Genomic DNA, 14219 nt, shown 5'->3' on the forward strand with positions numbered 1-14219 from the left:
GCTCTTTGACGTGGGTGCGGACACGTTTGGAAAGGGTCAGCTTTCGGGTTGGCCCTTTTTTCGTTGCAGGTCGAGGGTGAAGGCCAGGGGTAGCACCATCAGGGCGTAGGCGATCATCACCATCAGGGCGTGCCGGGCGTCGCCGGTCCAGTCGGCCAGGACGCCGCCGAGCATGGGCACGGTGAAGGCAACGGTGTAGCCCACCAGGAAGGTGCCGGCGGACAGGCGGCCGGTTTCAGCGGAGGAAACGACCAGGGGCGGGATGGCCACGAGCAGGATCAGGAGCATGCCGGCGACCAGGCTCATGAGGGTGGCGCTTACGATCGACCACCAGCCGCTGGATAGGACGGCAACGATGGCGCCGAGGATGGCGAGGCTGGCCAGAGTGGCGATGACGCCGGGGCGGCCGACCCAGTAGCGGGCCATTTTGAGCATGGTCAGGGAGGCGAAGACCTGGGCAAGGTTGTACCAGAACAGGGCGTCCGGGAGTCGTTCGAACTGGCCCTGGTACTGCAGCAGGTTGCCCATGTAGGCGTTCAGGCCGAAGAACAGGGAACCGGACAGACCGAGCAACAGGCCGATGCGCAGGGTCAGGGGGTTTTTCCAGTCCGGTAACCAGGCCACGTTACGCACCGGCCGGCTGCGGTCCCGTTTGGGCAGGAACAGCGCCGCGGCTACCAGCAAGGCGGGCAGTGACCAGACCAGCAGTGTCGCGCGCCAGCTGTTGTCCAGCAATGGCATGAGTACCGGCAGGGTGATCCCGGCGCCAATGAACTCGCCCATCAGCATGCCGTTCATGTAAATCGCGGTACCGAGCGCGAGGTGATGGGGCTCCAGCCAGCGTGGCAGCAAGGCCGGCAGCGCCGGTTGCATCATGGACACGCCCAGTCCCATCACGGCGCTGGCCACCATGAGCGTCAGGGTATCGGGGACCAGGCCGCGGCCGGCGGAGCCGATCACCATGATGACGAGGGCCAGGGCCAGGGTATTGCGTGGCCCGAGACGGGCAATCGACAGGGAGCCGGGTATGGAGCCCACGGCCAGCATCAGGATCGGCAGTGTGGTCAGGGCCCCGGTCAGGGCCTGGGAAAGGGCCAGTTCGTCACTGATGAAAGGCGCCAGCGGCGGGGCCACCAGGATCGGAATCCGGAGATAGACTCCAGCGAACCAAAGCAAGACCGCCACCGGCAGCAGTCTGGCTGGCGGTGGCGGTGCGGGTGCGGCTCCGGTTTCAGCCACAGGCGAGAATCAGTCTTCGCCGGTATCCGGGAGGTAAGCACCGTCTTCATCGTGGACTTCGCGGCCGGTAACCGGCGGATTGAATGCGCAGATCAGGCGCATGTCTTCGGTGCCACCATACAGGGTGTGCTGATCGTGTTTGTCGAGTGCGTACAGGGTGCCGTCGGTGATCTCGTGGGTTTCACCGGTGGCCTTGTCCAGAATCTTGCCGTTGCCGGCGACGCAGTAGACGGCTTCCAGGTGATGCTTGTACCAGAGGTTCAGTTCGGCGCCTGCCGGGATGATGGTCTCGTGGAAGGAGAACCCCATGCCGTCCTTCTTCAGCAGCATCCGGCGACTGGTCCAGCCCGGACCCGTCACTTCCCGCTCGGTACCGATGATGTCTTGCACTCGTACGATTTTCATTGGCATTCCTCATTATGTGATGGAATAGCCGTACAGTATAAACATCCCTTTCAGGTCCGGTTCAACCGCCATTCGTCGTAAGCGACCATGCCCTGTTCGATGGCAGCGGTGAACTTCTGGCGCTGCGCGTCATCAAGGGGCCGGCCCTTTCGGCGTTTGTCGAAGGCCTGCTGGATATCCTGCCGGCACTTTCTGTCGAGGCTTTCGAGCCAGTGGTGATCGGCCGGTTCGAGGTCCAGAAGATCCCGTCCGGCGTGGTTGCGTTGGCTGATATGCCACCAGTGATCCACGGCCCTCCCTAGTACAACATAGCCGAACTGGCTGTCCTGTACAGGGCCGAAGGTGGCGGTCTTCAGTCCGTCCTGCAGGACTCCGATGTTCAATGCCGGCAGTGCCAGCCGGTCCCCATAGAGGTAGCTTCCGGCGGCACCGATCAGACCGCCGACCAGGGCGCCGGCGCCCAGGGAGTGGCCCAGGGTCAGCGCATCGATTCCGGCGCCACTGACCGCACCGGCACCAAAACCGGCCGTGGCCAGGTAACGTTTGCCCACGGCCCAGTGCTTGCGGCTGTCCTCGGAAAACAGGTCATGGTCGCTGTGCCACTGCAGCTCGGCCTCCTGGCGCTGAATGCGCTGGTGTTGATACAGGTGCTCGATGTCGATGCGCAGGGTCTGTTCCCGCTTCCGCTGGTGTCGGTACCAGCGCTGGCGCAGCTGTCCGGCGAGGTCCGCGTCGCTGGTTGCGGCAGCCTGGTCGAGGGTCAGGGTACGTTTCTCCCGGTAGCCCATCATGTCCTCCAGGGCCCTGGCAATCAGCGCCGCCGATTGCTGCCGACGTTTCCGGCGTTGCTGGGAGAGAAACTCGGTGGCCTGCGCCAGGGGCTCTTCCCAGGCGGGTTCAAGCTGGCCAAACGCCCGCAAAAGGCTCAGATGTTGCTCGAACGGGGCACGAACGGCGTCGAACTTCCTGACAACCTGGAAGAACTGGCCGAGTGCTGCCTGCCAGGTATCACTGTGGTCGTCGCTGCCAATGCTGTTGATCAGGGCGAGACTGGGTCGGCCGGTCCAGCGCAGGATGGTCATCTCCGCTTCGTGTTCGGCGCTGTAGGGAACCGAACCGTCCACCACGTAGATGATGCCCGCGCCCTGAATCAGCGGGGTAAGCAGTTCGCACTCATCGGTGAACCGGCCATCGCCCTGATGCTGGGTGACGAAGGCCTGGACAGTTTCGGCATGATCGGAGGCGGAGACACTGTGGGCGTGCAGCCACTCCAGCACCCGGCGCGGGCGCTGGAAGCCCGGGGTGTCCACCAGGGTGTACAGGGTGCGACCGTCGACGCTCAACGGGTAGGCCTGGCGCTGGCGGGTGGTGCCCGGTTCCAGGGCAATGGCTATGGCATCGTTCTGGGACAGCGTGGCAACGACACTGGATTTGCCTTTGTTGGGATGACCGACGACGGCAAATACCGGGGCGGCGTTCATGACACGCCCTCCTGCTCGGCGTAGGGGTCCCGCCACTCCAGCCGAGGCGCGCAGACGCCGACAAAGTCCTCGCCCACACGCTCGGCGAAGCGCAGCCACTGGCGAAGCAGGTGAGCTTCCGGCTCTTTGCGGGCGTCCAGCGCCAGGGGGACCAGGGCGACCTGAGTCCCGGCCGGCCAGCGTTCGCGGGCGGCGGCAAGAAAATCCTGCAGCTCTCCGGTCGGGGGCTCCCAGCTTCGGGTGACGACCATGACCGCCTGGGACGGACCTTTCCGGAGCCATTCGTCGATCTGGCCCAACGCCGCCTGATCGTCGGCCAGGCTTGCTGCCCCCCCGGCACTCAGCGTGCGTGTGGTTGCGCTGGTCAGGGTGCGCGGCAATTCCGGTTCGCCGGCGCCGGCCCAGCGCAACAGGATGTCGCTCTCCGGCAATGCCTGTACGGTTGCCCGAGTAGCGGTGTCTGGCATATCGCCGGCATCGTTGTGCTGGCTGCCAGTATCCAGGGCGGGCGTTTCCATCCGGTACATCAGGGCATGCATGGCGGGGTGGCTGGCCAGCAGTTGCCTCGCGCGTCGCCGCAGAAGTCCCACCGAGACCAGGGTGAGAAGGCACCTTGGCAGCAGGACCCAGGTAATCCAGAGCATGGTGACGAAGGGCCACCACTGGCCCCAGCGTCCGGGCTCAATGGCGCCGGTCCCGGCCTCCGCCCGGAAAAACCGGGTGGCTTCCACCAGGGCCAGATCAGGCACCGAGGCAGGCCACAGCCAGCTCCAGGGGGTTGCCACGGCGACCACAAGCTGGTGGTAGCCCGGAGCGCTGGTCTCGAGGGTGGTACTCCATCCGAACGCCAGATCCTGAACCACCACCATGGCCAGCAGAGTCAGCAAGCCGGACAGTGCAAAACCGAGGCCTCCAAGGTGCGCGGCCCGGGCCATCAGAACCGGGTTCAGACGGTTGGCCACCCCGGTTGGGCTCCGCGGAACTATCCGGCGCGTCAGCCACCGCCAGGGCTGCCAGCCCACCACGGCCTGGGCGGTGGTAAACACCGCCAGCAACAGCTGAAGCACCACAAAGGCCAGGAAGACCGTGATGTTGATGCGCTGGCCGCTGTCATAGAACAGCAGGCCGAGCATGGTCAACGCCCCCAGCAGCACGCCCGCGGCGGCAAAGCCGGCGTTGAACCGGCTCCAGAGCCGGTCAGTTTTATCGGCAATGGACGGGCGATCGCCGGGACCGCTCAGCCGCGCCATGTGCTCGAGCCAACCTCGGGCATCCGGGGTTTCGCCCCGCTGCTCGCAGCCCAGGGCAAACTTGCGATCGCGGCGATGGAGGAAGGCCGGCGGCTGGTCCTGGTCCCGCTGGCTGCGGGCGTCAAACTCCAGCAACAGATGGAGGGGGCTGTCGGTCATGCAGTGTCCCGGTGGTGAATTCTGTGTGTCGTCCGTTGATGCTAGGATATAGGGATTCCGGCCATCGATACCAGATAACGAGCTTCCATGCCCCACCACCTGATGAATCTCCGTCATGTCCCCGATGACGAGGCGGACGAGATCCGTGCGCTGTTCGAGACCCATGATGTGCGTTACTACGAGACCCCGCCCAGCCGCTGGGGCATCAGCATGGGTGGCTTCTGGGTCCACGATGACGATGAGGCCGCCCGGGCACGGGCATTGCTCGATGAGTACCAGCGGCAGCGCCTCGACACACAGCGCCAGGCCTTTCGTGAACGCCTGGCCGCGGGCGAGGGCCGCGGTGTCTGGGCAATGATCCGGCGGCGGCCAGTACGTACGCTCGCGGCGGTGGTCGCCGTCGTCGTCATTGCCGGCGTCAGCCTCCTGCCCTTTCTTCGGATCGGTTAACACCTCCGCCGTTCGATTTACCCTGCCTCACCAGAAACTGAATGGCCTCGGCCACCGCGTCACCGGCGGTCAGAAAGCTGGTGATGTGACCTCTGAAATGCATCTTGTAGAGCTCGTTGTCGACCTCATGGGCGGCGAGCGCCGCCTGGAACTGCTCTGCCTGACTGAAGGGTACCAGCCCGTCCATACCTCCGTGGAACAGGAAAACCGGCGGCGTCTCGTCAGTGACGTGGGTAATGGGGGAGGCGTCGCGGTACACCTGCGGAATCTCCTGCTCGGGGCCCCCGAGAAACTGACGCAGCAGGGGGCCGGAGTCGAAGGCCGTCAGGTCGGCGGGCAGGCCGCCGGCCACGACCGCGTTGAGTCGGGTATCCGGACCACCGAAAGGCTGGTTCAGATTGCTGTCGGAACTGGCTACCACCGCGAGCAGGGTCACCAGGTGGGCGCCCGAGGAGAATCCGAAACCACTGACTGAGGAGGCATCCAGCTGGTACCGGTCCGCGTTGCGGTTCAGCCAGGCCCTGGCCAGTTGCAGGTCGTGGAGTTGGGCCGGGAAGGTGTAGTCCGGAGCAAACCGGTAGTCGATGTTCATTACTGCGAACCCATGGCTGGCCAGTTCCTCGGCGATCCAGGTCATGTCGTCGCGGGAGCGGCGCTCCCAGCCGCCACCGTGCACCAGAAGCACCACCGGCGGCGACGACCGGTCCGGCAGGTACAGGTCCGCGAACAGCGCCTGTGGCCAATCGGCTGGCGAAAACCGCAGGTTTCGTTCCACCGAAAACGGGGTCGTCACGACGCTGATCTGGCCGTCGGGGGCGTTTTGATGGCTGGCGCATCCGGCCAGTACCAACACCGAGCCGAGCAACAACGCCGCGAGCTGTTGTAAGTTCCTGAATTGATCCATCACTGCCTGCCCTCGTCGCGCGCCATGGAATTGCCCTGGCAGTGTGTACGATCCGGGACGGCGGGCGGATGCGGTGGGCGCGCCGGGTGCCATTCGAAGGAGGTGTCCGGTATTCAGTACAGTGTCCGGGCCACAGGACGCACCGGTCAGGCAGCCCGGAGACGCCGGTTTTCAGGATTTGCCGCCCTTCCAACTGTCCGGAAACCCGGATTAGGTTCGCCAATTCCCGTCGAGGTTTTCATTTAACTCAATAAAAACAGCGTCCTGGGCAATTGGCACAGGATCCGCATGGCCACTTTCGCAGGGCTCGGCCCGGGGTCGGAGCCTGTTCGTCAACAACAACAAACAAGGAACGACCATGAAACGAATCATACTGGGCACCGTCCTCGGTGTCTCTGTGCTCGTCCCCAGTGCCTGGGCGAACGACAATCCCGCCTTCAACGCCGTGCCCGGATTTATCGAGGGCGACATCGCCCTGACCACCTACGATGGCATAACCGACGACCTGCTGACGGCAGGGCTCGGTGCGTCCGGCCTTGCCGGTTCCGCGCCGGCGTTCAGCGAGCCGCTTGCACCAACGTCTGCGGAACTTCGGCGACTGGCCATCTACAACAATTACCGGGCGCTGGTCGACACGGTCCCGGGCGGGGGCTACGGCGTCTTTTTCGGTCCCAGCGTGGGCGCATCCGGTGAGGGCCTGATCGCCGGCGCGGAGTACCTTGCCTACATGTCGGTACCGGGCAGTGACGTTCCGGTCACCGTGATGGCCCAGGTGCCTGACAGTTTCGATCCCCGCAATGCCTGCATGGTGACCGCGCCCTCCTCCGGCTCCCGGGGCATTTACGGTGCCATTGGCACGGCCGGCGAGTGGGGCCTGAAAAAAGGCTGTGCCGTGGTCTACACCGACAAGGGTACCGGCACCGGCTCCCATAACCTGGAAACCGATTCCGCCCAACGTCTCGACGGTACCCTGACCGATGCCGATGAGCCCGTGCAGTTCCGGGCGGATCTGTCCGACACCGCCCGCGGGGACTTCAGCGCGCTCTGGCCGGACCGACTTGCCTTCAAACATGCCCATTCCAGGGCCAACCCGGAAGCCGACTGGGGCCAGCACGTGCTGCAGTCCATCGAGTTCGGGTTCTACGTGCTCAATGAGAAATACGGCCGACAGCTGCCCAATGGTGAGACCCTGATTACCCTCAAGCCCGGGAACACGGTGGTGATCGCGTCCAGCGTCTCCAACGGGGGTGGGTCCTCGGTCCGGGCTGCGGAACAGGATCGTCAGGGCCTGATCGACGGGGTGGCGGTGTCCGAACCGAACGTCAACCCGCACGTGGACACCGGCTTCAGCATCCGCCAGGGCGACGGGCCGGTCATCACCGACCACAGTCGAAGCCTGCTGGACTACACCACCGCGCTGGCCATCTACCAGGGCTGTGCCAACCTCGCGCCGGCAATCCGGGATACCGCGCCGTTGAATGCCGTGTTCAACTCACCGGTCGTCGGCGAAAACATCTGCAACTCCCTCGCGAACAAGGGGCTGGTCACCGGGGCGACGCTGGACGAACGGGCGACCGATGCGCTGCGGATTCTCAATGAGGATTTCGCGATCCAACCCGAGCAGAACCTGCTGGCGCCGGTGCACTTCGGCCTCGCCGTGGCGCAGAGTATTTCCATGACCTACGCCAATGCCTACGGCCGGGCCGGTGTCGAGGATCGGGTCTGTGGTCTCAGTCTGGCCGCAACCGACGGGCTGGGCGCGGTGACGCCTCTGGCGCCGGCGACCGAAGCGGCCCTGTTCTCCACCAGCAACGGCATTCCGCCGACCGCGGGTGTGAACCTGGTCTACGACGGCGCCCTTGGCCAACCGACCCACCTGGCGGCCAGTGCCTCGCCAAGTTCCAGCCAACTGGATTACGGCCTGGATGCGTTGTTGTGCCTGAGAAGCCTGGCCCAAGGCAGCGATGCGGTGACCGGCGGCGCGCTTGAGGGCGACGCCGCAGACCTGGCGGCCGACATTGCCACGGGCATTTCCGAGGTTCGGGCCTCGGGCGACCTGCAAGGCAAGCCGACCGTGTTTGTCACCGGTCGCGCGGATGCGATCCTGCCCATTAACCACACGTCTCGACCTTACGTCGGCTTGAACCAGCGGGTCGAGGGGGAGCGGAGCAACCTGCGTTACTATGAAATCCTCAACGCCCATCACCTGGATGTGCTGAACGGGTTTCCCGGACTCGCGGACCGTTATGTGCCCCTGCACCACTACTACTTCCAGGCGTTGGATCTGGTGTGGGCAAAGCTGACCGACCGGCAACGGTTGCCGCCGAGCCAAGTGGTCCGGACGGTGCCACGGGGTGCCATCACCACGCCATTGACCGAGGCCAACCTGCCCGCGATCAGTGACGATCCCGCAGCGTCTGACCGCATCCGGTTCGAGGACAATCAACTGCGCATTCCGGAGTAAACCTCCGGCCCACCGCCGCCCCGTTCCGTTTCGGGGCGGCTCCGTTTGCCCCCGCCTCAGGGGGCCCATATACTTCCGTGACTGCATCCGGGGCTGCCGGGTGCGTGGGGCTTTACCATGAACGACATCCAGGCCGGTGGTGGTGCAGGGTACATGACACAGCTGTTTACCGAGAACAACAAGAGCGGGCTGACCCGTGACCTGATCGAAGCCCTGTTCCCGATGTTCGAGGCGGCGAGCGCGGGTGCCATCGCGGTGGACAAGGACAGCCGGATCACCTGGATCAACAGCAGCTATTCCCACCTGCTGGGACTGGGCGACCCGTCCCGCGTGGTGGGCAAGCCGGTGCGCCAGGTGATTCCCCAGACCCGAATGCCGGAAGTGGTGGAGAGTGGCAAGCCGCTGCTTCTGGACATCATGGAGCACAACCAGCAGCAGCTGGTGGTCACCCGCCTGCCGTTTTACGACGAGGAAGGCCGGATCGTGGGCGCTGTGGCGTTCGTGCTGTACGACGATCTGCAGCCTTTGACCCCTCTGGTGGCCAAATACCGACGTCTGCATCAGGATCTGGCCGCCGCCCGCAAGGCGCTGGCCAAGAAGGCCCGCGGCACCCGTTACAGTCTCGGGGATTTTGTCGGCGCCAGTCCCGCCGCGCTGGAGGTCAAACGTCGAGCCCGTCTGGCGGCCGGTCGCGAGATGCCGGTGTTGCTGTTGGGTGAAACCGGCACGGGCAAGGAGGTGTTGGCCCAGGCCATTCACTCGGTGTCGACGCGGGCGGAGAAACCGTTCGTCGGCGTCAACGTGGCGGCCATTCCCGACAACCTGTTGGAAGCGGAATTCTTCGGTGTGGCACCGGGTGCCTACACCGGCGCCGACCGGCGTACCCGGGAGGGCAAGTTCCAGCTTGCCAACGGCGGGACGCTGTTCCTGGACGAGGTGGGTGACATGCCCCTACCTCTGCAGGCCAAGTTATTGCGGGCCCTGCAGGAAGGCGAAATCGAGCCTTTGGGTTCGAACAAGGTCGAGCAGGTGGACGTCCGGGTGATTGCTGCCACCAGTCGCAACTTGGAAGCCATGATCGCTGACGGCAGTTTCCGTTCGGATCTCTACTATCGGCTCAATGTGCTGGAAATCCCCATTCCACCATTGCGGGACCGGCTTGCGGATCTCGGGGTGCTGTGTGAGGCCCTGCTGGGCGAGATCTGTGAAGGGTTGGAATTGCGCGGTGAAATCACCGATGCCGGGGTGTCTGCGCTGGGCAGCTACGACTGGCCGGGCAACATCCGGGAGCTGCGCAATGTTCTGGAACGGGCCCTGACGATGGGCGAGGAAGGCGGTCTGCTGGATGCCGATGCGGTCTTCAAGGTGCTGCCCCGCACTGGCAAACGCCCGGTCTCGTCCCTGACTCCCCAACCCGTGCGACCGCTGGCCCGGACCCTTGCGGAGGCGGAAGCCCAGGCGATCGAAGAGGCGCTGGTGGCCAGCCGCGGAAACCGAACTCGTGCAGCCAAATTGCTGGGCATTTCGCGGTCCGTTCTGTACGAAAAGCTGGCAAAATTGTCCTGAAATCGGGACAGTTGTCCCGTTATCCGTACAAACCCCTACGACTGATGTCTAAATGCGTCCGGAATGCCGGACAATTTTCCCTCGCACGGCTTTGACTCTGAAACTCTATCCTGCTGAAAAAACTGATAAAAATGTGGTTGGCACGGTGTCTGCAAATGCCGGCGTGCAGGACGTCAGAACAACGCAGAGAACAAGACTGACGCTCATTGTTGGACCCCCCAGTTACCCTTGTCGGTCTGTTTTCTGCGATGTCTGACTATACTCAGACAAGGCCTGTCCGAAGTTGCGACCGCCAGGCCAGATACAACAACAATGCTAGGAGACTTGCCAATGAAACTCTTGAAGGCCATCACCGGTATCGCCGGTGCGATTGCCCTGACGACGGGTTCCGCTTTTGCAGAGGATCTGCGCTGGAAAATGCCCGTTGCGTTCGCCACCAATCTGCCTGGCCTCGGTTCTCCCGCAGCCTGGGTTGCTGAAAACCTCACCACCGCCTCTGACGGCAGTATCCAGGTCCGGGTCTATGAACCGGGCAAGCTGGTTCCGCCGTTCGACATCCTCCAGTCCGTCTCAGACGGCAAGGTCTCTGCCGGCTACACCTGGATCGGTTACGACCAGGGCAAAGTGCCCGCGATTCCCCTGTTTGCCGCTGTCCCCTTCGGTATGAAGCCGCCCGCGTACATTGGCTGGTATTACTTCGGTGGCGGTCATGAAATGCTGCAGGAAACCTATGCCAACAAGGGCTTCAATGTTCACGCACAGCTGTGCGGCATCATTGGGCCAGAAACAGCGGGTTGGTATTCCGAGCCCATCGAAACACTGGAAGACTACAAGGGCCTGAAGATCCGCTTCGCCGGTCTCGGTGGTAAGGTTCTCGAAAAACTGGGCGCCTCTGTCACCATGATGCCCGGCGGCGAGCTCTACCAGGCACTGGAAAAGGGCACCATCGATGCCACCGAGTTTTCCATGCCCGCCATCGACCAGATCCTCGGATTTAACCAGGTGGTCAAGTACAACCTGTTCCCGGGCTGGCACCAGCAGTTCACTGCCCAGTACATGCTGATCAACAAGGACGAGTGGGCACGAGCCACCGAGGCCCAGAAGGCGCTGGTTGAGGCTTCCTGCACCGCGGCAACTACCCGTGGTCTGGCTGAGGGTGAGTACAAGAACGGCAAGGTTCTGGCCGAATTCCAGGAAAAGGGCGTTCAGGCTGACCAGATCCCCCGCGATGTTCTGCTCAAGTTGCGCGAAGTCACCGAGGAAGTGCTTGAGGAAGAAGCCTCTAAGGATGCCGACTTCAAGCGTGTTTACGAGAGTCAGCAGGAGTTCATGGAATCCTACAAGGTGTGGGACACCCGTGCCTATGTTCCGGCGGACCTCTAAGGTTCGGGGCTGACATTGGGCACCGGAGCACTTCCGGTTCCCCCTGATCCAGTCTGGATGGCCCTGCGGGGCCATCCTTGTTTCACGGCAGGCTTTCTGAACGAGGAACTGTTGTATGGCAGTGTCTGATAAAGGCTCACCGCCCGATGTGCACCCATCGGCGTCGGACGCCGGTCAATTTATTCATCATCACACAGAGTTTCCGACTACCTGGCTAAGCCAGGTTTTGGACGCTGTGATTTCTGCGATAGGCAAGAGTGCTTCCTGGCTCTGGATTGTGGTTACCGGCGTGATCATCTACGCGGTGGTGGGCCGCTATGCCTTTGGCCAGGGTTCGGTAACCCTTGAAGAAGTCCAGTGGCACCTGGCCGGTGCCGGTTGGTTGTTGGGATTGGGTTATACCCTGGTGACCGATGACCATGTCAGGGTCGACGTCATCCATGAACGCCTTTCGCTCAAAGGCCAGGCCTGGATTGAACTCTTGGGTTTGGTGTTGCTGCTGTTGCCTTTCCTGGTGCTGGCGGTCTACGAAATGATTCCCTATGCCGTGAGCTCCTGGGAACAGGGCGAGACCAGCCAGGCACCGGCGGGCCTTCCTTACCGGTGGATTCTGAAGGGCGTTCTGGCGCTGTCTTTCGTGCTCCTGATTATTGCTGCCCTGTCCCGTCTGCTGAAAGTCACTGCCCTGCTTTTCGGCTTTCCGAAGCCAATCCGGATCGAATCCGGTGAGAACAAGAAAGAGGATGCGTCCTGATGGAGCTTGAAACCCTTTTCGTAATCGGCATGTTCCTCACCTTCGGGGCGCTGCTGATGACCGGCTATCCGGTTGCGTGGGTATTGGGTGGCACCGCGGTTATCTGGACCGTCGTGGGCGTCATCGCCGTCGAGAATTTTGGGGCCAACCTGTGGTTTGACTACTCCTCCTCCATGGGGCTGGTCCCCGAACGAATCTGGAAGGTGGTCAGTAGCGAGACCCTTGTGGCCCTGCCCATGTTTATCTTCATGGGCATTATGCTTGACCAGTCCGGCGTTGCCGAGCGCCTGATGAATAGCATGGTCAAACTCTTTGGCGCCGTTCGCGGCGGCTATGCGGTTACCGTAATTGTCATCGGCGTACTGCTGGCCGCGACCACGGGTATCATTGGTGCTTCTGTGGTCCTCCTCGGCATGTTGTCCCTGCCGGTGATGATGGAGAACAAGTACGACAAGGGCTTTGCGGTGGGCACGGCCTGTGCCACCGGGACCCTGGGTATCCTGATTCCCCCGTCCATCATGCTGGTCCTGATGGCGGATCGGCTGGCTGTTCCGGAAGCGTCGGTCGGCGATCTGTTCATGGGCGCCTTCTTCCCCGGCCTCATGCTGGGTGCCATGTACGTGGCCTACGCCATTATCCGGCCAATGCTGCAACCCCACATTGCGCCGGTACCGGCGGGCACCGAAAAAGTGAGCTGGGCCATCGTCTGGGAAGTGGCGAAAGCCGTTGTTCCGACGGCCGCGCTCATCCTGGGTGTTCTCGGTTCCATCTTTGCCGGCATCGCAACCCCGACGGAAGCTTCCGGTGTTGGCGCTTTGGGTGCTCTGCTGTTGGCCCTGATGGCTGGCCGGTTGAACTTGAAAGTGCTCAATTCCTCCATGCAACAGACCACCCGAACGGCTGCGTTCATCTTTGCCATCTTCCTGGGTGCGACCGCGTTCTCCGTGGTCCTGCGGGGTCTGGGCGGCGACCAGGTGATCGAAGACGCGCTGTTGGGTCTGCCGTTTGGTCCTTATGGCGTCGTTCTGACCATTCTGCTCGGCGTATTCCTGCTCGGCTTCTTCCTGGACTGGGTGGAAATTACCCTGATCATCCTGCCCCTGGTCGCGCCGGTGGTGCAAAGCCTCGGTTTCGACCTGGTCTGGTTCACCATCCTGTTCGCCATGTGCCTGCAGACCTCTTTCCTGACGCCGCCGGTTGGATTTGCACTGTTTTACATCAAGGGTGTGGCCCCGCCGGAGATCAAGGTCACCGATATTTATCGTGGCGTTATTCCGTTCATCATTATCCAGCTGGCAGCACTGGCCATTGTGTTCGTGGTACCGGAAATCGCGACCTGGCTGCCCAGCGTGGCTTACGATTAAGGAGACAATAACCATGCGTCTGGAAAACCGGATTGCTCTGATTACCGGTGCCGGCCGTGGCATCGGCCGGGCCATTGCCGAGGCGTACGGCCGCGAAGGGGCCAAGGTCGCTGTGGCTGACCTGACACTCGAGGCGGCACAGGACACCGTAGCTGCCATCGAGCAGGCCGGCGGCACGGCCATCGCACTCGAAATGGATGTGACCGATGAAGATGCAGTTGACGTAAACGTCAACTCTGTGGTTAAACAGTGGGGTGGCCTGGATATCGCCATCGCGAACGCTGGCATCCAGCATATTGATCCGGTGCACAAGCTTGCTTACTCCGATTGGAGCAAAGTCATGAATGTGCATCTTGATGGCGCCTTCCTGGTGACCCGTGCGGCTCTCAAGCATATGTACGAGAGCGGAGGGGGCACCATGCTCTACATGGGCTCGGTGCATTCCCTGGAGGCATCGCCCCTGAAAGCCCCTTACGTCGCGGCCAAACACGGCATGCTTGGTCTTTGCCGGGCGGTGGCGAAGGAAGGTGCGGAATACGGGGTGCGAAGCAACATCATCTGCCCCGGATTTGTGCGCACGCCCCTGGTGGACAAGCAGATTCCGGAACAGGCCAAGGAACTGGGCATTTCCGAAGAGGAAGTGATCAGTAAAGTGATGCTCAAGAACACTGTGGACGGGGAGTTCACCACTCTGGAAGACGTAGCAGAGTTGGCCGTTCATCTGGCGGCATTCCCCTCTGCGGCTTTGACTGGCCAGTCCATCGTGGTCAGTCACGGCTGGCATATGCAGTAACATTCAG

General features: G+C 62.7%; 12 protein-coding genes. 7 read left to right on the forward strand and 5 right to left on the reverse strand.

What is annotated here, in order from left to right:
* Positions 1-36: 36 nt before the first annotated feature.
* From KXD86_RS11700 to KXD86_RS11715, 4 genes are read right to left on the reverse strand one after another with little or no spacing between them, the layout of a single operon-like run.
* Positions 37-1239 carry an MFS transporter gene (locus tag KXD86_RS11700; protein WP_218636190.1) on the reverse strand — a complete coding sequence of 401 codons (1203 nt, stop codon included), beginning with the start codon at positions 1237-1239 and terminating at the stop codon, positions 37-39.
* A 9-nt stretch (positions 1240-1248) separates the two neighbouring features.
* Positions 1249-1644 carry an ectoine synthase gene (locus KXD86_RS11705; protein ID WP_058092911.1) on the reverse strand — a complete coding sequence of 132 codons (396 nt, stop codon included), beginning with the start codon at positions 1642-1644 and terminating at the stop codon, positions 1249-1251.
* Between the two features lie 50 nt (positions 1645-1694).
* Positions 1695-3125 (reverse strand): GTPase/DUF3482 domain-containing protein, encoded by a 1431-nt coding sequence (locus KXD86_RS11710; protein ID WP_218636191.1) that lies wholly within the window; start codon positions 3123-3125, stop codon positions 1695-1697.
* Positions 3122-4534 carry a DUF2868 domain-containing protein gene (locus KXD86_RS11715; protein ID WP_218636192.1) on the reverse strand — a complete coding sequence of 471 codons (1413 nt, stop codon included), beginning with the start codon at positions 4532-4534 and terminating at the stop codon, positions 3122-3124. Before KXD86_RS11715 ends, KXD86_RS11710 begins: the two co-directional genes overlap by 4 nt.
* An 87-nt stretch (positions 4535-4621) precedes the next feature.
* On the opposite strand from KXD86_RS11715, the gene KXD86_RS11720 reads away from it, so the two are divergent.
* Complete coding sequence (locus tag KXD86_RS11720; protein ID WP_218636193.1) at positions 4622-4984, forward strand: DUF6164 family protein; 363 nt, start codon at positions 4622-4624, stop codon at positions 4982-4984.
* On the opposite strand, the gene KXD86_RS11725 is transcribed toward KXD86_RS11720, so the two are convergent.
* On the reverse strand, positions 4953-5888 hold the full coding sequence (locus tag KXD86_RS11725; protein ID WP_218636194.1) for an alpha/beta hydrolase: 936 nt from the start codon (positions 5886-5888) through the stop codon (positions 4953-4955). The genes KXD86_RS11720 and KXD86_RS11725 overlap by 32 nt on opposite strands.
* A 358-nt stretch (positions 5889-6246) precedes the next feature.
* On the opposite strand from KXD86_RS11725, the gene KXD86_RS11730 reads away from it, so the two are divergent.
* From KXD86_RS11730 to KXD86_RS11755, 6 genes are all read left to right on the forward strand, one after another.
* Entirely contained in the window at positions 6247-8352 is a 2106-nt protein-coding gene (locus KXD86_RS11730) for a 3-hydroxybutyrate oligomer hydrolase family protein (RefSeq protein ID WP_218636195.1), read from the forward strand.
* Positions 8353-8469: 117 nt separating this feature from the next.
* Positions 8470-9918 (forward strand): sigma-54 interaction domain-containing protein, encoded by a 1449-nt coding sequence (locus tag KXD86_RS11735; RefSeq protein ID WP_312846283.1) that lies wholly within the window; start codon positions 8470-8472, stop codon positions 9916-9918.
* A 330-nt stretch (positions 9919-10248) separates the two neighbouring features.
* Positions 10249-11301 carry a TRAP transporter substrate-binding protein gene (locus KXD86_RS11740; protein WP_218636196.1) on the forward strand — a complete coding sequence of 351 codons (1053 nt, stop codon included), beginning with the start codon at positions 10249-10251 and terminating at the stop codon, positions 11299-11301.
* Between the two features lie 115 nt (positions 11302-11416).
* On the forward strand, positions 11417-12055 hold the full coding sequence (locus KXD86_RS11745) for a TRAP transporter small permease subunit (RefSeq protein WP_218636197.1): 639 nt from the start codon (positions 11417-11419) through the stop codon (positions 12053-12055).
* Positions 12055-13419, forward strand: coding sequence for a TRAP transporter large permease (locus tag KXD86_RS11750; protein ID WP_218636198.1), 1365 nt, complete (start codon positions 12055-12057; stop codon positions 13417-13419). The genes KXD86_RS11745 and KXD86_RS11750 overlap by 1 nt, the downstream gene beginning before the upstream one ends.
* A 13-nt stretch (positions 13420-13432) precedes the next feature.
* Positions 13433-14212 (forward strand): 3-hydroxybutyrate dehydrogenase, encoded by a 780-nt coding sequence (locus KXD86_RS11755; RefSeq protein WP_218636199.1) that lies wholly within the window; start codon positions 13433-13435, stop codon positions 14210-14212.
* The last annotated feature ends 7 nt before the right edge of the window (positions 14213-14219 follow it).

Source organism: Marinobacter arenosus, assembly GCF_019264345.1.
In the GTDB taxonomy this organism is placed as follows: domain Bacteria; phylum Pseudomonadota; class Gammaproteobacteria; order Pseudomonadales; family Oleiphilaceae; genus Marinobacter; species Marinobacter arenosus.